This is a genomic window from Methanococcoides mangrovi (assembly GCF_052057775.1).
Lineage (GTDB): Archaea > Halobacteriota > Methanosarcinia > Methanosarcinales > Methanosarcinaceae > Methanococcoides.
The window spans coordinates 2,430,826-2,451,593 of the sequence record NZ_CP195121.1 but is presented as its reverse complement, the minus strand read 5'-3'; the positions used below and the strand labels follow the sequence as shown (position 1 = coordinate 2,451,593).

The window sequence follows — 20,768 nt, the reverse complement described above, 5'->3', positions numbered from 1 at the left end:
GAATGGCAAGAATCAACTATACAACAGAACTTGATCCCGAGATCAGCTCAAAGGCAATGGGTTCCGAACTTCACATTTCACCTAAGAAGTCACGTGAGCTCTGTAAAGCTGTAAAAGGCATGAAGACAAAGGCAGCAAGACGCTATCTTGAAGATGTGGTCGTTCTGAAGCAGGCAGTTCCTTTTGGAAGGCACAACGACAGTCTTGGTCACAAGAGAGGACCAATGGCAGCAGGTCGTTATCCTGTAAATGTTGCTGCTGAGATGCTTAAGCTGCTCAAGAACGCAGAAAGCAATGCAGAATACAAGGGTCTGAACCCAGATCACATGTACATTGCACATGCAGCAGCAAAGCGTGGACGCGTGATCCACGGAATGAGACCAAGGGCTCGCGGAAGGGCAAGTCCAAAGAATACAGAAACTGTCAATATTGAACTGATCATAAGCGAGGTGCGCTAATGGCTGTAGAGAAAAAGTTCGTCCAGGATGGATTTGTAAAGGCATCCATGGATGAATATTTTGCAAAACAATTAAGCAGGGCTGGCTATGGCGGTATGGATATCAACCGTACTCCTATGGGTACCCAGATCACTATCTATGCTGAGAAACCCGGTATGGTTATCGGAAAGGCTGGAAAAGTGATCAGGAAACTGACCCGTGATGTAGACAGGCTTTATGACCTGGACAACCCTCAGATCGACGCACAGGAAGTCAAGAAACCTGAACTGAACGCACAGATGATGGCCTCAAGACTTGCTTCTTCTATCGAGAGAGGATGGTATTTCAGGAAAGCCGGTCACAACACAATGCGCGCTATTATGAACGCTGGTGCACTTGGCTGTGAGATCGTAATCTCCGGAAAGCTTACCGGTGCAAGGTCAAGGGTAGAGAAGATGGTCAGCGGTTACATCAAACACGCAGGTAAGCCTGTTGATGATATCGTCGACGAAGGTTTCTCTGTCGCTGTAAAGAAACTTGGTACCCTTGGCTGTAAAGTACGTATCATTCAGCCTGATGCAGTCCTTCCAGACTCCTACAGGCTGAAGACTGCAGAGGAACTTGCATCATCCGGTGTCTTCGCTCCAGCTGAAGAGGCAAAGAGCGCAGGCATTGAAGAGCTTGTAGAGGCCGAAGCAGCAGTTGCAGCACCTGAAGAAGTTGTTGAAGCAGCACCTGAGTCCACAGAAGTGGTCGAAGAGGTTGCAGAAGCAGAGGTCGTAGCAGAAGAACCTGTAGCTGAAGACACAGATGATGAATCTGAGTATCCAGTTGAGGTTATTGAAGGAGAAGAACGCCGCGAAGTTAACGGCGTATGGCAGCACAAGCATGAGGGGCACGATTACTGGCATCCAGTTAACCGTGTTCACAGGGAGGGCTAATCATGGCAATCCTTCGTACAAAAGAGATCAGGGACATGACCCCACACGAGCGTGTGGATGAGCTTGAAAAAATCCGAAGTGAGCTTATCCGTGAGCGTGCACTTGCATCTGCAGGTGGAGCTCCTGATAATCCAGGGAGGATCGGAGAGCTTAGAAGGACCATTGCAAGGATCAAGACAATTCAGAATGAATTGAAGGAGATCTGATTTGGAAGCATCTGCTTCAAATTTGATTTTCCACGAGCTGATCGGGCTTGTAATGGAAGTTATTGAGTCAACAAATCCCACATTATATAACATAAAAGGCAGAGTGGTAGATGAGTCACGCAATATGATTGTGATCGAAACGGAAGACATGAACTTAAAAAAGATCCCCAAACAGGGGACGACGTTCGTCTTCCATCTTTCATCCCATTCTGCTGATCAAGATCAACGTGTTAAAATAGACGGGAAATTATTGCTCTCACAACCCGAGAACAGAGTCAAGAATATTAGAAAAATACGCATGAGGTAATAATCATGGCAAAAGACATTGGATTGGATGTACCTGAACCGTCCAAGGAATGCGATGACATTAATTGTCCATTCCACGGCAGTCTCTCCGTAAGGGGACAGATCCTCGTCGGTACTGTTGTAAGCGACAAGATGGACAAGACTGTGGTCATTCAACAGAGGCGTGAAAAGCTGATAAACAAGTACCAGAGATATGAGAAGAGGCAATCAAAGATCCATGCTCACAATCCACCATGCATCAATGCAAAGGTAGGAGATGTTGTAACGATCGCTGAATGTCGTCCTCTCAGTAAGACAAAATCATATGTAGTAGTTAAGTCGGAGGTGCAGGCATGAGGGGTATTCGCTCGACGATCCCACGTGCACTGAACGCCGGCGCTAAGATCGATTGTGTCGATAACACTGGTGCACGTACTGTGGAGATCATTTCAGTCAAGAAGTACAGGGGTGTAAAGAACAGGATGCCAAGGGCAGGCATTGGCGACCTTTGTGTCGTGTCTGTCAAGAAGGGTACTCCTGAGATGCGTAAGCAGATCCTTTACGCAGTAGTTGTACGCCAGAAGAAGGAACTCCGTCGTCCTGATGGTCTCAGAGTAGGCTTTGAGGATAATGCAGTAGTTATCACAGACGACAAGGGCATACCAAAAGGAACTGACATTAAAGGTCCTGTTGCAAGAGAAGCAGCAGAAAGGTTCCCAAAGATCGGCACAACCGCATCCATTATTGTATGAGGTGTTAAATTATGGTATCAAAACAGCCAAGAAAACAGAGGAAAGCACGTTACAACGCACCTCTCCACATCAGGCAGAAATACATGGCTGCACCTCTTTCAAAGGAGCTTCGCGGCAAGTACGGTCGCAGTGCAAGCGTCATTATCGGCGATACTGTTGTGGTAATGCGTGGTGACCATGCAGGTACTAAAGGAAAGGTCGAAGCCCTGTCCCTTAAGAACGGAACCATCGTAGTAGAAGGTGTTTCTGTTAGCAAGGTGGATGGAACCGAGGTTCCAAGGCCGATCTATCCTTCAAATGTGATGATCACATCACTGGAATTGAACGATAAACGCAGAGAATCAATATTATCTAGAGGAAGGTGATTCTAGTGGCCAATCATCAAAAGAGGATATCTGTCCCTAACAGCTGGCAGATCTCAAAGAAATCCAACAAATGGATCACATCCACAAGACCAGGTCCTCATAACAGATTACAGAGTCTTCCTCTTGCTGTTGTGCTCAGGGATATGCTTGGTGTCGTGGACAACCGTGCAGAAGCAAAAAGGGTACTTTCAGAAGGTAAAGTACTTGTTGACGGAGTTGCAAGGAAGGACCTCAGGTTCCCTGTAGGTCTGATGGATATTATCAGCATACCATTGAACAACGAAGAATACCGCGTATTGCTTGATGGCAAGGGTAGGCTTGTTCTGAACAAGCTTGGTGAGATGGGTGCAAACAAGTTGTGTCGCATTGAGAACAAGACTGTCATCAAAGGTGGAAACATGCAGTTGAACCTTAACGACGGTACAAATATCAACGGTTCCAATGATTACAACACTAAGGACACACTTATTCTGTCACTTCCAGACAAAGAGGTTGTAAAACACATTAAGTACGAGATAGGCAATCTTGCAATGATCGTTGGTGGAAGCCACTCCGGTGAGATCGGTACCATCAAAGAGATCAATAAGGTAAAAAGCTCTAAGTACAACACAGTGACAATCTCAGGTGAGACCGAATTCGAGACGATCGAGAACTATGTTTTCGTAGTAGGCGAAAAAGAACCAGAGATAAGCTTGGGCGGTGAGTAAATTGAGTAACTCAATGAGAAATCCTAAGGTCGATAAAGTGATCGTCCACATGGGTGTTGGGGAAAGCGGTCAACACCTTGTAGATGCAGAAGGGATCCTTGAGGACATTACCGGTCAGTCCGTTGTCAGATGCTATGCAAAGAGGACATTGCCTGCTTTCAGCATAAAGAAGCACGAGCCTATCGGATGTAAAGTAACTCTTCGTGGAGATGCTGCAGAAGAATTCCTTACAACATCTCTGGAGATCATCGAGAAAAAGCTCAGTGAATCCCAGTTCGATTCCAATGGAAACGTAGCCTTTGGTGTAGAGGAGCACACCGATTATCCTGACATGAAGTACGACCCAAACATCGGTATCTTCGGAATGGATATCAATGTGATTGTAAATCGTCCTGGTTACAGGATCAACAAGAGAAGGATCACAAAGCGAAAGATACCAACTTCCCACAAGATCTCAAAAGAGGATACGATATCTTTCTTTAAAGAAAACTATGGTGTGGAGGTAGAGTAATGACTCAGACAGAGAAGAACTTTGGAAGAGGCGCAAACGAGTGTAAAAGATGCGGCAGAAAGCAGGGTCTGGTACGCAAGTATGGTATCTACCTTTGCAGGCATTGTTTCAGGGAAATTGCCCATGACATGGGATTTGAAAAATATACATGAGGTGAACAGGTATGGTATTATTGGATCCTCTTGCTGACGCGTTGTCAACTATCAAGAACGCTGAAGCTGTTGGTAAAGATTCCTGCACTATCAGGCCAGCATCAAAGCTCATCGGAAATGTCCTTAAGGTCATGAAGGACCGTGGATACATCGGTGAGTTCGAGTTTGTGGAAGATGGTAAGGCTGGAATATATACAGTAGAACTTATTGGACGTATTAACAAGTGTGGAGCTATCAAGCCACGTTATTCAGTCGGAGTAACCGAATTCGAGAAATGGGAGAAGCAGTTCCTTCCAGCAAAGAACTTTGGTGTTCTGATCCTCACAACCTCTCAGGGAGTAATTTCCCAGTATGAGGCTCGTGAGAATAATATTGGTGGACAGTTGTTATCATTTGTTTACTAAATTAAGGGTGAGATGATATGGTAAAAGAAATCAAGAAAATAATCTCGATTCCTGAAGGTGTGACAGTAACGTTAGAAGATAACGTACTGACCGCTTCAGGGCCCAAAGGTACCAACACAAGATTTGTGTGGTATCCAGGTGTGAACATAACAGTGGACGGTTCCGAAGTGATCGTTGACTCTGCTTTATCGAGAAAAAAACAGAAAGCAATGGTTGGAACACTTGCTTCTCACATCAACAATATGATAAATGGTGTTGTGAATGGCTTTGAGTACCGCATGAAAGTGGTCTACTCTCACTTCCCTATGCAGCTTAAGGTAGAGGGAAAGCAGTTCATCATCAGTAACTTCCTTGGTGAGAAAAAGTCAAGGGTCTCCAAGATCCTCGGTGAGACAACTGTAAAAGCAAGTGGTGACGAAGTTGTTGTGTCCGGTATCAACAAGGAAGATGTCGGTCAGACCGCTGCTAACATCGAGCAGAAGACAAAGATCAAGCGCTTTGACCCACGTGTATTCCAGGATGGTATATACATCGTTGAGAAGAGGGTATGAGAGAGAAAGTGTAGGTGATCTGAATGGAAGATACAGTCAATGAAACTAACATGAAAGAAGCAGCAGCCACCAAGCTTGCACTTGACGAAGAGTCACTGAGACTTTTCAAGGTAAGGAAGGTCCAGAAAGGCAAAAAGCCAACATTCAAGAGGACTGATTCACACAAGTACAAGCGTCTGGATTCCAACTGGAGAAGGCCAAGAGGTCTTCAGGGTAAACATCGCAGGCACATTGCTGCAAAAGGTGCTATTGCACAGGTAGGATATGGTAGTCCTGCAGCAGTAAAAGGTCTCCATCCATCCGGATATGCAGAAGTTCTTGTGAACACAGTTGCAGATGTTGATAACGTTGATGCTTCTCTCGAAGCTATCAGGATCGCAAGAACCGTCGGTGCAAGAAAGAAAGCGCTCATCGAAGCAAAAGCAACTGAAATGGGTATTAAGATATTGAACCCTACCAGGAGTGAGTAAGATGACAGATCTCTCTAACCAGAAAAAACTTGCAGCAAAGGTACTTGGATGTGGAGTTCACAGGGTCTGGATGGATCCTGAAGCCTCTGCTGAGGTCGCAGTTGCTATCACCAGGGAAGACATTCGTGGTCTTATCGCAAGCGGAAGCATAAAAGCGGAAGCTGTTAAGGGTGTTAGCCGCGGACGTGCAAGAGAAAGGGATGCAAAGCGCAAATACGGCCACCGCAAGGGTCATGGTTCCCGTAAAGGTAGGAAGGGTGCACGTAACCCTAGGAAAGAGCAGTGGATGAAGAAGATCCGTGCCCTCAGAAGGAGGCTCAAAGAGCTTCGTGCAGATGGTACACTTGACAAGTCCACATACTGCAAGGTCTACCGTAAAGCAAAGGGTGGCGAGTATAGAAGCTTGGCTCATATGGAAGCGCATCTTAAAATTGAGAAGACTGAATGAGCCTGAGGAATAGAATTATGAAGATAAATTTACATGTTAAGCTGATGTGGAGGATCTAATATGGCTACAGGACCCCGTTATAAAGTCCCATTCAGGCGACGAAGGGAAGGGCGTACAAATTATCACCAGAGACTCAGGTTACTTCTGTCAAAAGAGAACCGTGTGGTTGTGCGCAAGAGCACAAGGCACATGCAGTTGCAACTTGTGGCACCAGAGGCAAACGGAGATGTGACATTATCGTCAGCTATCTCTACCGAGCTCAGGAAATACGGATACGAGGGAGCAACCGGTAACACAACCGCAGCATATCTGACAGGTCTCCTGTTCGGATACAAGGCACTTGAAGAAGGCTATGAGAGCGGTGTACTGGATATCGGACTTCAGGCATCATCACCAGGATGTCGTGTATATGCAGCACTCAAGGGTGTTGTCGATGCAGGACTCGATGTACCTCACAATCCTTCAGTATTCCCATCTGATGAGCGCATAAGAGGAGAACACGTCGCAGAATATATGGAAGGATCCGATCTGCCTGAGATGTTCGAAGCAGTAAAGGAAAAGATCCTTGCAGAGTTCAGTTAAGGTGTGATTATATGGCATATGAATATAATGAGGAATGGGTTCCCCAGACAAGACTCGGAAGACTTGTTGCTGAAGGGCAGGTCACTACCATGGATGAAGCCATGGATTCCGGTCTCCCTATAAGGGAATCAAAAATAGTTGATATATTATTACCTGATCTGGAGGACGAAGTTCTTGATATCAACATGGTCCAGAGGATGACCGACTCCGGAAGGCGTGTCAAGTTCAGGGCAACTGTGATCGTTGGAAACGGCGATGGTTTTGTCGGACTTGGTCAGGCAAAGGACGTACAGGTAGGACCTGCTATCAGGAAAGCTATTGACAACGCAAAGATCAACATCACACGTATCAAGCGTGGATGCGGTTCATGGGAATGTGGCTGTGGACTTCCACACACCGTTCCTTCCGAGGTCAATGGTAAGGCAGGCAGTGTTACCGTAGTACTCAAGCCTGCACCACGCGGACTTGGACTTGCTGCAGGAGGCACTGCAAAGAAAGTGCTTGAAAAAGCAGGTATCAAGGATGTATGGACCCGTACAGAAGGTCAGACAAGGACAACTCTCAACTTCGCAAAGGCAACATACAATGCTCTGATGAACACAGGTACAGTCAGAAGGCCAATTGTGTTTGAGGAACAGGAGGCCTGAAGATGTACGCAGTAGTCAGAATGAGAGGCCAGGTGCATGTTCGTGGAGAGATCGAGGATACCCTCGGTATGCTCCGCCTTCACAAGGTCAACCACTGTGTATTCCTTGCAGATAACCCTAACAACAAGGGTATGATCCTGAAAGCAAAAGATTACATTGCATACGGTACTGTTGACGCCGACACTCTGGCACAGGTACTTGACAAGCGCGGAAGACTCGAGGGCAATGTACGCCTTACAGATGAATATGTCAAGGAGAACTCCGAGTTCGATTCCATTAAGGCATTCGCAGAAGCACTTGTCAACGGTGATGCAAAGATCTCTGACGTTCCAGGTCTGAAGCCGGTATTCAGGCTTCACCCACCAAGGAAGGGTCACGCTGGTATTAAGAGGACTGCTCAGCAGGGTGGTGTTCTTGGAAACCATGGTGAAGACATCAAGACACTTTTGAACAAGATGAGGTGATGTTAATATGAGCAAAACCAACACAAAGAAGTTCAGGGGTTCACGCACCTGTGGTGGCGGTACTACCAAGAATCGCCGTGGTGCAGGTAACCGTGGTGGTCGTGGCAGATCCGGTGAGAACAAGCACCACTTCACAAGGGCCTTACAGGGTGGATACATTCGTGGAAGTGGCCGTGGATTCTCTCGCCCATTGAAGATGATCCGCGATGTCTCAGTCGTGAACGTCGGTGAACTTGACGAACTTGCAGATCAGCTTGTAGAAGATGGCTTTGCACAGCTTGAAGATGGTGCATACGTCATCAATCTTGCAGATCTTGAAATTGAAAAAGTTCTTGGTACCGGTAAAGTAACAAAGAATATGGTTGTTACAGCATGCAACTTCTCCGGAGTTGCACGGGACAAGATCGAAAATGCAGGTGGATCCTGCGTAGAACTTGAAGAGTAATGTCTGCTACAGACATTACTTTTATATTTGTTGCGTTTTTATTATTGCTGATTAATTTGTATTTACAGGAAAGTCTGTTGGACTTTCAACTCGAATAAAGGTGTAGTTAATGAGTCTCAGGGAGAGTTTGGAACCGTTTTTTAACAGATTGCCCGCCGTTGCGAGTCCGGAGGGGCATGTGCACTTTAAGAACAAGTTATTATGGACTCTTGGAATATTGGTACTTTACTTTGCACTTGCAAATGTACCTCTGTTTGGTCTTTCAAGTGATTCCATTGACCTGTTCGAACAATATCGAGCGTTCTTTGCCGGAGCATCAGGATCACTAATGCTTCTTGGTATTGGTCCTATTGTTACTGCATCAATTGTCCTTCAGCTTCTTGTGGGTGCTGATGTAATCAATCTTAACATGTCCGATCCTGCAGATCAGGCTTTCTTCCAGGGCGCACAGAAGTTCATGGTCTTTGTGATGATCGTACTTGAAGCCCTTCCACAGATCGTTGGTGGCTATATACAGCCGGACGCAGGAGTAGCTTCAGCTCTTGGAGTTGGGTTGGGCGTTGTCACATTTATCATCTTCCTCCAGATATGCATCGGTGGTGTGCTGATCCTCTTCATGGATGAGATCGTTTCAAAATGGGGAATTGGTTCTGGTGTGGGATTATTCATTATTGCTGGTGTTTCACAGCAGATAGTGACCGGATTGTTCAATTGGGAATCGGATACAACAGGTCTTCCTATTGGAATCCTTCCAAAGTGGATCTATATAGCCCAGAATGTAGGACTGGATTACATCTTCACAGGCGATGGAATGATGTTCCTCCTTATCAGAGGCGGTATCCTTGCACTTGTAAGTACAGTTGCCATCTTCCTGCTGGTTGTTTATGTGGAAAGTACCCGCATTGAGATCCCGTTGGCTCACAGTGCTGTAAAGGGCGCAAGGGGAAGATTCCCTGTAAAACTTATCTATGCATCCGTTCTTCCAATGATCCTTGTCAGAGCCCTCCAGGCGAACATACAGATGATCGGAATGCTGCTTTCAGGACGTGGCATAACCTTCCTGGGTGAATACTATGGTTCCACACCTGTCAATGGTGTGATGTACTACCTTTCACCTATAAACAGCCCATATGACTGGATCCCTTCACTTGTAAGGGAATCATTTACAGGATATGGTGCACCTGTACCTGCAGGCTGGCAGATAGGATTACATGTGCTTGTTGATGCTCTCTTCCTGATAGTCGGTGGTATCATATTCGCTCTGTTCTGGATCGAGACCACAGGTATGGGCGCAAAACCAACTGCACAGAAGGTTTTCAATTCAGGAATGCAGATCCCTGGTTTCAGGCGTAATGTCGGAAGTATCGAAAAGGTCATGGTAAGGTACATCCCTAAGGTTACCGTTATTGGTGGTGCTTTCATTGGCGTACTTACACTTGTGGCAAGTTTGCTGGGTACCATTGGTGGTGCAGGTGGAACGGGATTGTTGCTTACAGTAAGTATTGTATATCGTCTGTATGAGGACATTGCATCTGAACAGATGATGGAAATGCATCCAATGGTCAGGTCCTTCTTCGGACGGGATTAATACGAAAAATGGAGATATATCAATGAATGTTGTATTATTTGGTCCGCCGGGTGCCGGAAAAGGTACCCAGGCCAAAGAACTGGCAAAACATTATCAGATCCCTCACATATCTACCGGTGATATCCTGAGGGCAAATGTACGTGATGGTACCGAACTCGGAAAGGAAGCTAAGGGATACATGGACAGGGGTGAACTTGTCCCTGACGAAGTACTGATCGGAATTATCAAGAACCGTCTTACAGAGGATGACTGCAAGGCAGGATATCTTCTTGACGGATATCCAAGGACAGTCCCTCAGGCAGATGCTCTCTCAGAGATCCTTGATGAGATCAATATGCCTCTTGAGGCAGTTCTCAATATCGAGGTTGCCGATGAGGAGCTTGTAACCCGTCTTTGCGGAAGGTTCATGTGCAACTGCGGTGAAAGCTATCACGTAAAGTTCAATCCTCCGGAGAAAGAGGGTGTATGTGATGCATGTGGCGCAGACCTCTACCAGCGTGATGATGATAAAGAGGATGTCATCAGGCAGAGGCTTGAGTCTTATAAAGAGAAGACACAGCCACTTATCGATTATTACAATGAGAAGGATCTCCTTGTGAACATCGATGGTGCCGGCGAGATCGGGCGTGTCTTTTCAGATATCTGTGAAGTCCTTGACCAGTACAAGTAAGTTAGACAGAAGGTGATGATGCATGGCAGATTCAAATTTCAAGAAAACAGCCGAAAGGTTTGTACTGGCAATCGGTATCTCTCTGATGGTAGGTATCCTTGTTCTCGGTCAGGAGGGCAGGGAAGGCATCGGAGCTATCGTTGGTGTCGTGATGGACCCTATAAGTGCTATGGTCGGTGATGGCAATTTCCACATAATGTTGTTCATCATGGCAGCGATCACTGCTTTGTATGCATCACTTATTCAGAAATATACGATCGACTGGAAGCTCATGCGTAACACACAGGAGCGCATGAAGTCCTTCCAGAAGGAGTTCCGTGAGGCACAGCTTGCACAGAACACCTATCTGATAAAGAAACTGGAGGAACAGCGTGCTGACATGATGTCTGACCAGATGGAAATGTCAAAACAGCAGTTCAAGCCGATGGCATATATCAGTATCATCTCCCTTCCGCTTTTCATGTGGGCGTATCATTACATCAGCCTGCATCCGGGAGCTTCACTTGTGTTCCCGTTCTGGGGAGAGCAGGAACTTGTTTCCACTGTGCTGGGGCCGATCCAGTACTGGATATTCTGGTATTTCATCACATCTCTGGCTATCAGTCAGGTAGTGCGTAAAGCACTGGATATCGGTGGCGTCTGAGTATGCTTTTAACAATTAGTGGACTGCCTGGAAGTGGAACCACAACTGTGGGGAAGCTTCTGGCAGAACATTATTCTATTAAGATGATCTCAGCAGGCGATGTTTTCAGGGGTCTTGCAAAGGAGCGCGGAATGACCCTTGCAGAGTTTGGAAGCCTTGCAGAGTCTGATCCTTCTATCGATATTGAGATCGATAAAAGGCAGTCTGAGATCGCTAACACTTCCGATGGCCTGATTCTTGAAGGGCGTCTTGCAGGTCACATGGCCGGGAACGCTCTGAAGGTATGGATCAAGGCGCCTATGGAAGTTCGTGTCAAGAGGATCGTCGAAAGGGAAGGTTCATCCTTTGATGTGCGCATGGCGGAGACCGTGGAACGAGAGGCTTCAGAAGCATTGCGTTACAAGGAGATCCATTCCATTGATATCAACGACCTCTCTGTCTATGATATCGTAATTGATTCCACCAGATGGGACCAGTTCGCTATCACAGATATCCTTAAGCAGGCCATCGATGCCTGTGGCGGGTTTTGAATAAATTGTTTACAGGTACTGCTATGGTTTCATCAGGTAATCCCAAAGATGTGGAAATGATGGTGGTAAAATCACATGCCACTACGAATGCCGCATACGGCTGCAGGCCGGAAGATCGTCCAATTCTTGATTATATTAACATGGGTGTCGTGAACATCGACAAACCCGCAGGTCCTACCAGTCATGAGGTGACAGCATGGATCAGGGATATGCTTGGTGTTAGCAAGGCCGGTCATTCCGGTTCACTTGATCCCGGTGTGACCGGTGTTCTTCCGGTGATGCTTGGTAAGGCCACCAAAGCAGTTTCAGCCCTGCGCCTTTCAGGCAAGGAGTACATATGCCTCATGCATCTTCATGGCGATGTACCTGAACCAAAGATCAGGCGTGTATGTAAAGACTTTAATGGTCCCATTTACCAGACCCCTCCGGTGATCTCTGCTGTCAAGAGGCAGTTGAGGGTCAGGAATATCTATTATCTCGATGTCCTGGAGATCGAAGGCAGGGAAGTGCTCATGAGGGTCGGTTGTGAGGCAGGGACGTATATGCGCAAGCTTTGTCATGACATCGGCCTTATCCTTGGATGTGGTGCCAATATGAAGCAACTGCGCAGGACCGGCACAGGTCCTTTCAGAGAGGATACTCTGGTGACACTGTACGATCTCAAGGATGCCTGTGTGTTCTGGAAAGAGGACAATGATGAGGCCGAGCTTAGAAAACTGATACTCCCTATGGAAACCGGATTATCTCATCTGCCGCGCATTATTATCCGCGATACTGCCGTAGATGCTATTTGCAGGGGTGCGCAGCTTGCAGTATCGGGTATCGTTTCTTTTAGCAAGGATATTAAAAAAGATGATAAGATCGCCCTTTTTACATTAAAAGGAGAAGCAGTGGCACTATGCAGGGCATCCATGGATTCCGATGAACTATTGGAGAATGATCATGGAATTGCCTGTGTTACCGAAAGAGTAATAATGGATGCCGCTATTTATCCAATCTGCTGGAAGGCAAAATAAGCGCCTGCCAGCGGAAATACGGCTTTTTGCCGAGGTAGTCTAGTGGTAGGGCGCAAGCCTGGAAAGCTTGTGGGGCATTGACCCCTCGGGAGTTCGAATCTCCCCCTCGGCGCTTTTGTCTTTCTTCACTTGTTGCTGTTTTAGAGATGATACTTTTCTAATTCACTTATCCCTAATATTGTTTGGAAACTTATTTATCCCGAAAAATTGCATATTTCTTTGTGATAGGTATGTTGGGGGACATTACAAAAACAATATTGGTAGTTTCAACAGTTTTAATTTTATTCACAACTGTGTGTTTAGCAGTAGATTTTGATGATTGTTCGGAATGTCATTTACAATATGATGTGTGGATTTCCTCACCTCATGCAGGGGTCGGTATGTTTTCTGATTGTAATGACTGCCATCAGGAAAGTTCTTACTATCTGGGGGCTTCACCACATGATTCCACCCTAGAAGGTTGTGTTATGTGCCATACCCCTCCTGTGGATGGTTTTGGAAGTCATCTTTTAGATCCTTCCGGTTCTATGCCAGATATTAACTTATCTTCGGCCCTTTGCGGTGATTGTCACGTCGTGGTCTTTGATGAGTGGGATGAGTTTGAAGATCCTGATTTTGACATGGAGTCAATGGTAAGTCACTCCGAACCCACAGAAATAGCGGAACCCGATGTACTTCATTCCGATGTTTCCTGTGTCGTCTGCAAGAGTACTGATGGTGCGATACTGAACCTTGAAGAACCAGAGACCTATATGCTGAATGAGGAGGATGTCCATGATATTGAAGTAACCGAATGGGCAATAGCATGTGTTGCCTGCCACGATCCTCATGAAGCTGCTTTGAGAGTGGAGGACAGCTCTCTTCTCTGCTCAAACTGTCATAACACAGAAGGCATTGTTGCAGATGGTAACACTTCTGCTGTCAGGCATGCACAGTGGGAAATGATCAGCACCTCTGGGTATTTTGATGGAACTCACCCCATTGTGATAGGTTGTGTTGATTGCCACATGGCAATTATCCCTTCGGATGGTGAGATGACAACAGGTCATGACTTCGACTTTAATGCTGTTGCTCTTTCAGATACGGATTCGGTCAATGGCTGTTATTCCTGCCATCTAGGTTCATTGCCATCCTCTGTAGAGTTAAAGCAGGAAAAAGTATCCATAAGGCTCTCTGAACTGAATTCATTGAAAGAAGAGGCAAATGCTGCTCTTGAAACTATTAATGGAACAGATGAATATGGGATATAGCTAGCCACCTATAACAATGGGCTTTTCTATTTGACAGAAGTTGAGAATGATGGCAGTCTGGGTATACATAATATGGTTCGTGCGGAATCCGACCTTGATCTGGCAGAAGGCTACTTCAATTTAGTTATAGAGAAAAGTTCGGGTGCTGGAGAACCAGCAGACCAAGTACCTGCAGTTGGTGGATTATTTGTGATAATGATCCTTGCGGCAGTTTCTATTTTTATTAAGAGGGAGTGAAGGCTGTCCCTCTTACCTATCTTTTATTTTATAATTCAGGTTTGTTTTCTTTTAGTCTTGTCTTATGTTTAATTGAACGCCTCAAGTACCGACTTTCCATATTCCTTTGCGCTTTTTGGATCTCTTCCGGTAACGATGTTCCCATCTGAGATCACACCTTTGTCCTGATGTCTGGCACCTTTCTCCTTAAGGATCCTGACATTCTCATCTGTCTTGAATACTGTACTTTTCTTTCCTTCAAGTATTCCTGCGTTTGCAAGTACGACCGGTGATATGCATATCGCAGCAACCACCTTGCCCTTTTCGTTTGCTTTTCTTACAATATCCAGCAGTTCTTTGTTTTCCCAGAGGTATTGTCTGGCACCTCCTCCACCGGTAATGGATATGGCATCGTAGTCATCGATGTTCACATCAGGTATGCTAATATCAGGCTTTACCTCACCTCCGAGAATTCCCTTCGCTTTCTTTGTGGTATTACTGGCAACGGTGACCTTCGCACCACTTTTCTCGAAAACTTCCTTTGGTTCAAAGAACTCCTCGTCCCTGAAATTTTCCTGTGCCACTACCATGAGTATTTTTTTCGGCTCTGTCATTTGATCACCTTCCGGACATTAATCCTACATTTGTCATTCTGAGAAACATTTCTGCTAATCTAATGTTCTTGTGCTATATTATAAATCAATAGCGAAGTCTGGTTCTCTGTTCTTTGCTTTCCTTTAGAAAACTGTTTAAGTTAACAATACTTTACAAAACTAGGTGTGAAGAAATGGAACGTATCTACAAGTATTATCCTGAGGACTTTGGAGAACTGACTGTGAAGGTCATTCACATGGACCTTTTGTTCGATGTATATGATGATCATACTCACGTGACTTCTGATCTTAAGGTAAGTACCTTTGGTGAACCTATGGCATCGCTTGACCTTAACTGTCGTGACCTTGATATCAAAAAGATCAGCTGCGAAGATTACGATGTATCCTATAATTACAGGAAGGATGAGCACATACTCACGATCGAATTCGGTTGCCAGGTGCCGCAGGATACTGAACTTGTGATACACACGGAAACCGTCTGCAAACCTACCTGGAACATCCTTGAAGGTCTCTACTATGATGAAACTCCGGCAGGAGCACCTCCTCAGCAGATCACACAGTGCCAGCAGTGGGGATTCCAGCGTATTGTTCCATGTATCGATGATATGACCGCCAAGTGCACTTATACGACCACCATCATTGCAGATGAGCGATATACCAATCTCATCACCAATGGTGATGTAGTGGAGGAGAAACACTCTGTGGGTAATGGCAGGGCTAAGATCGTCTATGATAATTCTGTCACACCAATGGCAACTTACCTGTTCTTCCTTGGAGTTGGCACCTATCGAACTTTTACAAGGGAGTTCGAATATCCAGATGGTCATACTTTCAACCTTGAGTTGCTGGTGCCACCTGAGTCCGATGTATATCCGGCAGAGAAGGCACTGGATGTGCTCTATGATTCTGTGATGTGGACCTATCTATTCACAGGTCCTGAACAATATCGTGATCTTGACAAAAGGAAAGAGATATATGACCTTGTGAGGGTTCGCGATGCGCTTAGATCGGAAGGTAGCACCGACGACCTGGAATTTATTCGTGATGAGCTGAAGAAGCTTGACAGCTCGCTTACCATGGGTTACAAATATACGGGAACCGTCTATCGCGAGATCGGTATGCAGAATTCCGATTTCGGAGGAATGGAGAATGTCGGCAACACGACCATTACTACAAACCGTATCATGCCTTATCCTGAAACTACAGACCCGGCATTTGAATATATGGTTCGGGTCAAGGTCCATGAATATTATCACAATATAAATGGTTCAGAGGTCACTGGCTGGAGCCCGTTCGAGATCTGGCTCAATGAGGCAGTGACCGTTCACATCGAACAACAGTTCCATGCATTCATTTTTGGTGAGAACTACAGCCGCCTGTCCAGTGTCCTTGACCTTCTGGCACCGGGAGTTGGTACTTTTGCACTTGATAGTGGGGCAGCCTCTATGTCCATTGTTCCTGAGGGTTTCAACGATCCGAATGACCTTATCACAGCAGTGACATATGTCAAGGCCCCCGAGTTCGTGAGGATGCTGGAAACGCTTATGGGGGAGGAGAATTTTGCACGTGCTCTTGATGTCTACCATACAAAGTACAGTCACTCCAATGCCACAGGTTCCGACTGGCTGAATACCATGGAGGAAGTTTCAGGAATGGAATTTTTCGAAATGGCAAAGACCTGGCTGACACAGACAAAGTTCCCTATCATCCATGTTGATACATCCTATGATGCAGGGCAACGTTCGTTTAAAATGGATCTCCGTCAGGATGTTCCTGAAGGTGGAATGTACTGGGAGTTCCCGTTCGTTGCAGCCCTTGTGGATGAGGATGGAAATGACCTTGCACAGGTCACTGAGTGGATAACTTCAGGTGATGCCAGCATCGTAGTGGAGAATGTCGAAGCTCCTGCATTCGTATCTGTGAACCGTGGTTATTCGTTCTATGGTAAGGTCGTTCGCGAGGTTCCTGATGAAGAACTTCTTCTACAGGTAAGGAAGGACAGTGATATGATCAACCGCTTCATTGCTTATTATACGCTTGTTGACAGGGAAAAGATGAGGCTTATGGCCGATCCGGAGGCAAAACCATCTGAGATGTTCCTTGAACTGTTCAATGAGCTGATCAACGATGAGGTACTGATGGAAGAGGTTGGCGGGCAGTTCCTTGCTATCTTTGAATCGGTGGAGGATGAAAGGCTGGCGCACAGGTACCAGCTTCTCTATGATGTTAAAAAGCGCATCCTCGAGGGCATTGCAAGGAACAGTACGGTTTCAATGTTGAACCTCTATCATAAATATCTGAAAGTGGCAATATCTCAGGACGATACTCTGGAGGAGCATGCACGTGTCATCAAGGCACGTCAGGTGAAGAACACAGTGTTACGAATCATTGCTACCCTTGATACACCGTTCGTGCATCAGTTGTGCAAGAAGCAGTTCTATGAGGCAGAATGCGCAAGTGACAGGCTTGTGGCCTTTGACTGTTACATCAACAGCTCCGCCGAGGATAAGATGGAATTGTTAAGGTATTTCATGGAAGAGTCAAGGAAGAACCTTGTTGCATGGGAGGCCTTCCTTTCAATAGTTGCAGGGAACAGCAGTTCCGATGCGGTTTCCATTGTAAAGGATATCGAATCATCGGATTCCTTCCGCATTGAGCAGGCCAACGACCAAAGGGCTCTGTATGGCGGCTTTGGAAGGAATCGGAAGATCTCCTTACAGACAGAAGAAGGGCGTGAGCTTCTGCAGTCCATCCTGCTCAAACTTTCCTATGTTAATGAGTACAGCACCACGAATCTTCTCAATGTCTTTGCAAACATTGACCTGATGGAGGATGAATATCATGTTCCACTGGTCTCAATACTTGCGGAAATGCTCGAAACCCTTGATCCGGAGAAAGTTCCAAGTGTCTACAACAGGGTCAGGAGATTATTGCAGGGTGCCCCGAATGCAGTGGCTTCCTATGAGGCAAGGGTCGGTGAGATCGAAGCTATTTGATGCCATCGATCTATGGGTTCCATCTAAGTTTTCTATAAAGAAGGAAGCTGATGGATAATATAATGAAATTAAATTAAGGCAAGGGGAATTACAGTCTTTTCTCCTCTGTCTTCTCTTTTTCGAGAACAAGGTCAAGGACATCTGTTATCCCTGATAATATCATGTCAGCTTCAACCTTGCCAGAGTGGTGTCTCCTGTCCCCGTAGGCCGCGTATGCGGTAACCATCCCTATCTTTCTTGCAGGTTCTATATCCCTTCCAGGACTGTCCCCTACAAAAAGTGCCTGTGAGGGATCGATGTCCAGAAGGTCGAGTGCAAAGTAGAACACTTTGTGGTCAGGCTTTTTGGCACCTGTCATGTCATTGGTAACTATGATATCAAAATATTCTTTTATTTGCATCCTATCAAGTCTTTTTATGGCATTATGTGAGTGGGCATCTGTGACCAGTGCCAGGGAAATGTGCTCTTCTTTCAGTATCTCCAATGTCTGCTTTACTCCGGGATAGAGAACAAGCGCTTCCAGTTTGATGGTCTCATAGATATTACAACAGATCTCATAATCCTCGTCGGAGTAAAGTTCATTGTCAAGAAGATAGTCTCTGATGTTCTCGAGGTCTTCAAATCCGGGTGTTCCCCGAAGGAAGTACTCCAGCATTTCCTCAGGGTTCCCTGCACCCAGGTGTTCTACCATCCTTTTGCATGCAGTAAGCTTGGCTTCAAGAAAATCAAAAAGAGTATTGTCCATGTCAAAGAGGACTGCCTTTATGCTCTTCACCATGTACCTCTCTGCCTCCTTTAGTCGGAAAATGCAAGATATCCGGGCAGCAGCAGATTGATCACCGGTATCAATATGAGCAATCCCAGCCACCGTGATTTATTGGTGGCGAATGCGATCTCTGACCAGATGTATGCCAGATATATGATGTTCAGGAATGGTATGAAGAACGGTATAACTGCAATGAGCGACAATCTGCATATCTTTATCATCAGGACGAGGTTCAGTATGGGTATCCATGCCATCCACCAGTTCTCTGTCTGTGTCTTTAAAGCGATGACCTGTAATGAATATGCGAAATATATGTAGAACAGTAACGATGTGAACAGATGTGTAATGCCGAACCCCGGGAATAATGATCCTGTATCCATTTAATTCACCCCCTATCCATAAAGAGGATCCCGGATATTTATTCATACCGGTGGTGCTGGTGATGCTGGCGATGTTCTATATAGTGTTAATCCCATAGGCTTCTCATGGGTTCAGCACCTGTGAAAGGCTATCTGGAGATTACCGTCGGCTGTATCATCTATGGTATGGTGGGCGTATTCCTGGCTTTTATACATGACATGGATACTCTGCCGATCATATTCTACAAGCTTCTGATCGGCATATTCTTCATGTTGGTCTATTTGTATCTCAAAGGGAGTCTGGGTATTCTCAGGCTGGGTGGGAAAAGGCGTCACCTTCTGCTTCTTGGCATTTTCAAACTGATGACCATCTCTTTCTATTTCACATGTATAATACATTCAGGACTTTCGATAGCGATACTTCTGCTATATACAGCACCTATGTATGTGACCATACTGTCCCCGATCGTGCTTGGGGAAAGGCTGACAAAAACCGGCCTTGCAGGTCTGGTACTTTCCATGGCCGGCATACTTCTTATTGTTGATCCTGCTACACTTGTTCGTTCCGGTATGGGTGATATTCATTTTATTGGTATTGTGGCAGGTATCCTTTCAGGACTTTCTTTTAGTTGCATCATCATGACTGCACGTTATGTGAGGGACGAATATTCGGGATTTTCACAGTTCTTCTGGGCAACTGTTTTCTGTGTGGTCGTTCTCGTACCTTTTGCCCCTGATGTCCCAATTCCTGTCCTTAAGGAGAACTTCTTTGTGCTCCTGCTTTTTGGCCTGGTGAATACCAGTATCAGTGGGGTCCTTTATTTCAACGGGCTTTCCAGGGTAAGGACGCAGGCGGCCAGCATACTTGCAATGCTGGAGCCTGTAAGTGGCATATTTTTTGACTATACGATCCTGCATAGTGCTGTATTTGCGGAAACGATCGTAGGTTGCGTTTTCATTATCGCAGGTGCCCTTCTTGCAGTGACAGATCACATATCCTTTGGGAAGTACCTTGAATTTGAGACATGAACTTTGCTATGTATCCGGTTAAATTTGGGTTCGACATGAATATATATAAGATAGTTGTTTGATGGTATATTCTGTTATGGGCCCTATGGGATGTTCTTACTGAACATGCCAAAGAATTGTAATAAATAGGGTTATATACCAGAAATCGCATATTCAGCGAAGTCGCTTTTGAATTTATAAAAAATTTAGAAAGCCACATGGCTGTGTCGGAACTTATGTGTTCCGAGGCTACGGGGTGTTGATTCGCCCTTAAGGAGGATATTATATGGCAGACGAAGAAATTAGACATCTGGTTCGTATCATGAATACTGACCTGCAGGGAAGCCAGCGGGTAAAGTATGCATTGACCGGTATTCGTGGTATCGGATTAAGAACCTCTCGTGTTATAGTAGACAGCACTGGTATAGATCCGGATGCAGTGATCGGTTACCTCCCTGATGAGGATATCTCAAAACTCGATTCCGCGATCTCACAGTTCGAGCAGAACCTTCCTGTATGGATGCTCAACAGGCAGCGCGACCCGGCAACAGGTGAAGACAAGCACCTTCTCGGTCAGGACATCATATTGACCCTGAAGGAAGATCTGAACGACCTCAAGAAATCACGTGCATATCGTGGTCTCAGACATGAGAGAGGCCTTAAGGTCAGAGGACAGAGGACCAAGTCCACCGGCAGACGTGGTAGCACTATTGGTGTAAGGAAGAAGAAATGAAGGTGATGCAAT

The 20,768-nt window shown here is 45.8% G+C and carries 31 protein-coding genes and 1 tRNA gene; 29 read left to right on the top strand and 3 right to left on the bottom strand.

The window, feature by feature from the left end; all coding sequences use genetic code 11:
* The first annotated feature begins 2 nt into the window (after positions 1 to 2).
* The 26 genes from ACR3I3_RS12320 (at position 3) to ACR3I3_RS12195 (ending at position 14,301) form a co-directional block, all read left to right on the top strand.
* On the top strand, positions 3 to 458 hold the full coding sequence (locus ACR3I3_RS12320; RefSeq protein ID WP_440952526.1) for a 50S ribosomal protein L22: 456 nt from the start codon (positions 3 to 5) through the stop codon (positions 456 to 458).
* Entirely contained in the window at positions 458 to 1,378 is a 921-nt protein-coding gene (locus ACR3I3_RS12315) for a 30S ribosomal protein S3 (protein ID WP_440952525.1), read from the top strand. The genes ACR3I3_RS12320 and ACR3I3_RS12315 overlap by 1 nt, the downstream gene beginning before the upstream one ends.
* Positions 1,379 to 1,380: 2 nt before the next feature.
* Positions 1,381 to 1,584 carry a 50S ribosomal protein L29 gene (gene rpmC / locus ACR3I3_RS12310; protein WP_440952524.1) on the top strand — a complete coding sequence of 68 codons (204 nt, stop codon included), beginning with the start codon at positions 1,381 to 1,383 and terminating at the stop codon, positions 1,582 to 1,584.
* Positions 1,585 to 1,636: 52 nt separating this feature from the next.
* Complete coding sequence (gene rnp1, locus ACR3I3_RS12305) at positions 1,637 to 1,891, top strand: ribonuclease P protein component 1 (protein WP_440953806.1); 255 nt, start codon at positions 1,637 to 1,639, stop codon at positions 1,889 to 1,891.
* A gap of 5 nt (positions 1,892 to 1,896) precedes the next feature.
* Entirely contained in the window at positions 1,897 to 2,226 is a 330-nt protein-coding gene (locus tag ACR3I3_RS12300; protein WP_440952523.1) for a 30S ribosomal protein S17, read from the top strand.
* Complete coding sequence (locus tag ACR3I3_RS12295; protein ID WP_440952522.1) at positions 2,223 to 2,621, top strand: 50S ribosomal protein L14; 399 nt, start codon at positions 2,223 to 2,225, stop codon at positions 2,619 to 2,621. The genes ACR3I3_RS12300 and ACR3I3_RS12295 overlap by 4 nt, the downstream gene beginning before the upstream one ends.
* A gap of 11 nt (positions 2,622 to 2,632) precedes the next feature.
* The gene (gene rplX / locus ACR3I3_RS12290) at positions 2,633 to 2,986 is read left to right on the top strand and encodes a 50S ribosomal protein L24 (RefSeq protein ID WP_440952521.1); all 354 of its coding nucleotides are present in this window, start codon (positions 2,633 to 2,635) and stop codon (positions 2,984 to 2,986) included.
* Positions 2,987 to 2,991: 5 nt separating this feature from the next.
* Complete coding sequence (locus tag ACR3I3_RS12285) at positions 2,992 to 3,693, top strand: 30S ribosomal protein S4e (protein WP_440952520.1); 702 nt, start codon at positions 2,992 to 2,994, stop codon at positions 3,691 to 3,693.
* Positions 3,694 to 3,706: 13 nt separating this feature from the next.
* Positions 3,707 to 4,204, top strand: a complete 498-nt coding sequence (locus tag ACR3I3_RS12280; RefSeq protein WP_440953805.1) for a 50S ribosomal protein L5 — start codon at positions 3,707 to 3,709, stop codon at positions 4,202 to 4,204.
* Positions 4,204 to 4,356: a 30S ribosomal protein S14 gene (locus ACR3I3_RS12275; RefSeq protein WP_048193264.1), complete on the top strand. Its 153-nt coding sequence runs from the start codon at positions 4,204 to 4,206 to the stop codon at positions 4,354 to 4,356. Before ACR3I3_RS12280 ends, ACR3I3_RS12275 begins: the two co-directional genes overlap by 1 nt.
* An 11-nt stretch (positions 4,357 to 4,367) precedes the next feature.
* The gene (locus ACR3I3_RS12270; protein WP_440952519.1) at positions 4,368 to 4,760 is read left to right on the top strand and encodes a 30S ribosomal protein S8; all 393 of its coding nucleotides are present in this window, start codon (positions 4,368 to 4,370) and stop codon (positions 4,758 to 4,760) included.
* A 17-nt stretch (positions 4,761 to 4,777) separates the two neighbouring features.
* Positions 4,778 to 5,311, top strand: coding sequence for a 50S ribosomal protein L6 (locus ACR3I3_RS12265; RefSeq protein ID WP_440952518.1), 534 nt, complete (start codon positions 4,778 to 4,780; stop codon positions 5,309 to 5,311).
* A 23-nt stretch (positions 5,312 to 5,334) separates the two neighbouring features.
* Positions 5,335 to 5,781: a 50S ribosomal protein L32e gene (locus ACR3I3_RS12260; RefSeq protein WP_440952517.1), complete on the top strand. Its 447-nt coding sequence runs from the start codon at positions 5,335 to 5,337 to the stop codon at positions 5,779 to 5,781.
* Position 5,782: 1 nt separating this feature from the next.
* On the top strand, positions 5,783 to 6,229 hold the full coding sequence (locus ACR3I3_RS12255) for a 50S ribosomal protein L19e (protein ID WP_440952516.1): 447 nt from the start codon (positions 5,783 to 5,785) through the stop codon (positions 6,227 to 6,229).
* 60 nt (positions 6,230 to 6,289) lie between these two features.
* Complete coding sequence (locus ACR3I3_RS12250; RefSeq protein WP_440952515.1) at positions 6,290 to 6,811, top strand: 50S ribosomal protein L18; 522 nt, start codon at positions 6,290 to 6,292, stop codon at positions 6,809 to 6,811.
* Between the two features lie 11 nt (positions 6,812 to 6,822).
* A complete protein-coding gene (locus tag ACR3I3_RS12245; protein WP_440952514.1) occupies positions 6,823 to 7,458 on the top strand; it encodes a 30S ribosomal protein S5 in 636 nt (211 codons plus the stop codon).
* Positions 7,459 to 7,460: 2 nt separating this feature from the next.
* Complete coding sequence (locus ACR3I3_RS12240; RefSeq protein ID WP_440952513.1) at positions 7,461 to 7,922, top strand: 50S ribosomal protein L30; 462 nt, start codon at positions 7,461 to 7,463, stop codon at positions 7,920 to 7,922.
* Positions 7,923 to 7,929: 7 nt separating this feature from the next.
* Positions 7,930 to 8,367, top strand: a complete 438-nt coding sequence (locus ACR3I3_RS12235; RefSeq protein ID WP_440952512.1) for an uL15m family ribosomal protein — start codon at positions 7,930 to 7,932, stop codon at positions 8,365 to 8,367.
* Positions 8,368 to 8,476: 109 nt separating this feature from the next.
* Positions 8,477 to 9,955, top strand: a complete 1,479-nt coding sequence (gene secY / locus ACR3I3_RS12230) for a preprotein translocase subunit SecY (protein ID WP_440952511.1) — start codon at positions 8,477 to 8,479, stop codon at positions 9,953 to 9,955.
* Between the two features lie 22 nt (positions 9,956 to 9,977).
* Positions 9,978 to 10,625 (top strand): adenylate kinase, encoded by a 648-nt coding sequence (locus ACR3I3_RS12225; protein WP_440952510.1) that lies wholly within the window; start codon positions 9,978 to 9,980, stop codon positions 10,623 to 10,625.
* A gap of 22 nt (positions 10,626 to 10,647) precedes the next feature.
* Complete coding sequence (locus ACR3I3_RS12220) at positions 10,648 to 11,268, top strand: DUF106 domain-containing protein (RefSeq protein WP_440952509.1); 621 nt, start codon at positions 10,648 to 10,650, stop codon at positions 11,266 to 11,268.
* Between the two features lie 2 nt (positions 11,269 to 11,270).
* Positions 11,271 to 11,798: a (d)CMP kinase gene (cmk, locus tag ACR3I3_RS12215; protein WP_440952508.1), complete on the top strand. Its 528-nt coding sequence runs from the start codon at positions 11,271 to 11,273 to the stop codon at positions 11,796 to 11,798.
* Between the two features lie 23 nt (positions 11,799 to 11,821).
* Entirely contained in the window at positions 11,822 to 12,814 is a 993-nt protein-coding gene (locus ACR3I3_RS12210; RefSeq protein ID WP_440953804.1) for an RNA-guided pseudouridylation complex pseudouridine synthase subunit Cbf5, read from the top strand.
* 28 nt (positions 12,815 to 12,842) lie between these two features.
* Positions 12,843 to 12,926: transfer RNA gene (locus ACR3I3_RS12205), tRNA-Ser, on the top strand.
* A 268-nt stretch (positions 12,927 to 13,194) separates the two neighbouring features.
* The gene (locus ACR3I3_RS12200; RefSeq protein WP_440952507.1) at positions 13,195 to 14,064 is read left to right on the top strand and encodes a cytochrome c3 family protein; all 870 of its coding nucleotides are present in this window, start codon (positions 13,195 to 13,197) and stop codon (positions 14,062 to 14,064) included.
* A 30-nt stretch (positions 14,065 to 14,094) separates the two neighbouring features.
* Complete coding sequence (locus ACR3I3_RS12195; protein ID WP_440952506.1) at positions 14,095 to 14,301, top strand: hypothetical protein; 207 nt, start codon at positions 14,095 to 14,097, stop codon at positions 14,299 to 14,301.
* A 68-nt stretch (positions 14,302 to 14,369) separates the two neighbouring features.
* Here the strand turns inward: ACR3I3_RS12195 and ACR3I3_RS12190 are convergent, their stop codons facing one another.
* The gene (locus tag ACR3I3_RS12190; RefSeq protein WP_440952505.1) at positions 14,370 to 14,894 is read right to left on the bottom strand and encodes a DJ-1/PfpI family protein; all 525 of its coding nucleotides are present in this window, start codon (positions 14,892 to 14,894) and stop codon (positions 14,370 to 14,372) included.
* 173 nt (positions 14,895 to 15,067) lie between these two features.
* Here ACR3I3_RS12190 and ACR3I3_RS12185 point away from each other — a divergent pair, with 173 nt between their 5' ends.
* Positions 15,068 to 17,890 carry a DUF3458 domain-containing protein gene (locus ACR3I3_RS12185; protein ID WP_440952504.1) on the top strand — a complete coding sequence of 941 codons (2,823 nt, stop codon included), beginning with the start codon at positions 15,068 to 15,070 and terminating at the stop codon, positions 17,888 to 17,890.
* 88 nt (positions 17,891 to 17,978) lie between these two features.
* Here the strand turns inward: ACR3I3_RS12185 and ACR3I3_RS12180 are convergent, their stop codons facing one another.
* Positions 17,979 to 18,668: an HAD family hydrolase gene (locus ACR3I3_RS12180; RefSeq protein ID WP_440952503.1), complete on the bottom strand. Its 690-nt coding sequence runs from the start codon at positions 18,666 to 18,668 to the stop codon at positions 17,979 to 17,981.
* A 17-nt stretch (positions 18,669 to 18,685) separates the two neighbouring features.
* Positions 18,686 to 19,036 carry a DUF5684 domain-containing protein gene (locus tag ACR3I3_RS12175; protein ID WP_440952502.1) on the bottom strand — a complete coding sequence of 117 codons (351 nt, stop codon included), beginning with the start codon at positions 19,034 to 19,036 and terminating at the stop codon, positions 18,686 to 18,688.
* A 105-nt stretch (positions 19,037 to 19,141) separates the two neighbouring features.
* On the opposite strand from ACR3I3_RS12175, the gene ACR3I3_RS12170 reads away from it, so the two are divergent.
* Both ACR3I3_RS12170 and ACR3I3_RS12165 read left to right on the top strand, forming a co-directional pair.
* Entirely contained in the window at positions 19,142 to 20,044 is a 903-nt protein-coding gene (locus tag ACR3I3_RS12170; protein ID WP_440952501.1) for a DMT family transporter, read from the top strand.
* Between the two features lie 265 nt (positions 20,045 to 20,309).
* Positions 20,310 to 20,756 carry a 30S ribosomal protein S13 gene (locus ACR3I3_RS12165; RefSeq protein ID WP_440952500.1) on the top strand — a complete coding sequence of 149 codons (447 nt, stop codon included), beginning with the start codon at positions 20,310 to 20,312 and terminating at the stop codon, positions 20,754 to 20,756.
* Positions 20,757 to 20,768 lie beyond the last annotated feature (12 nt).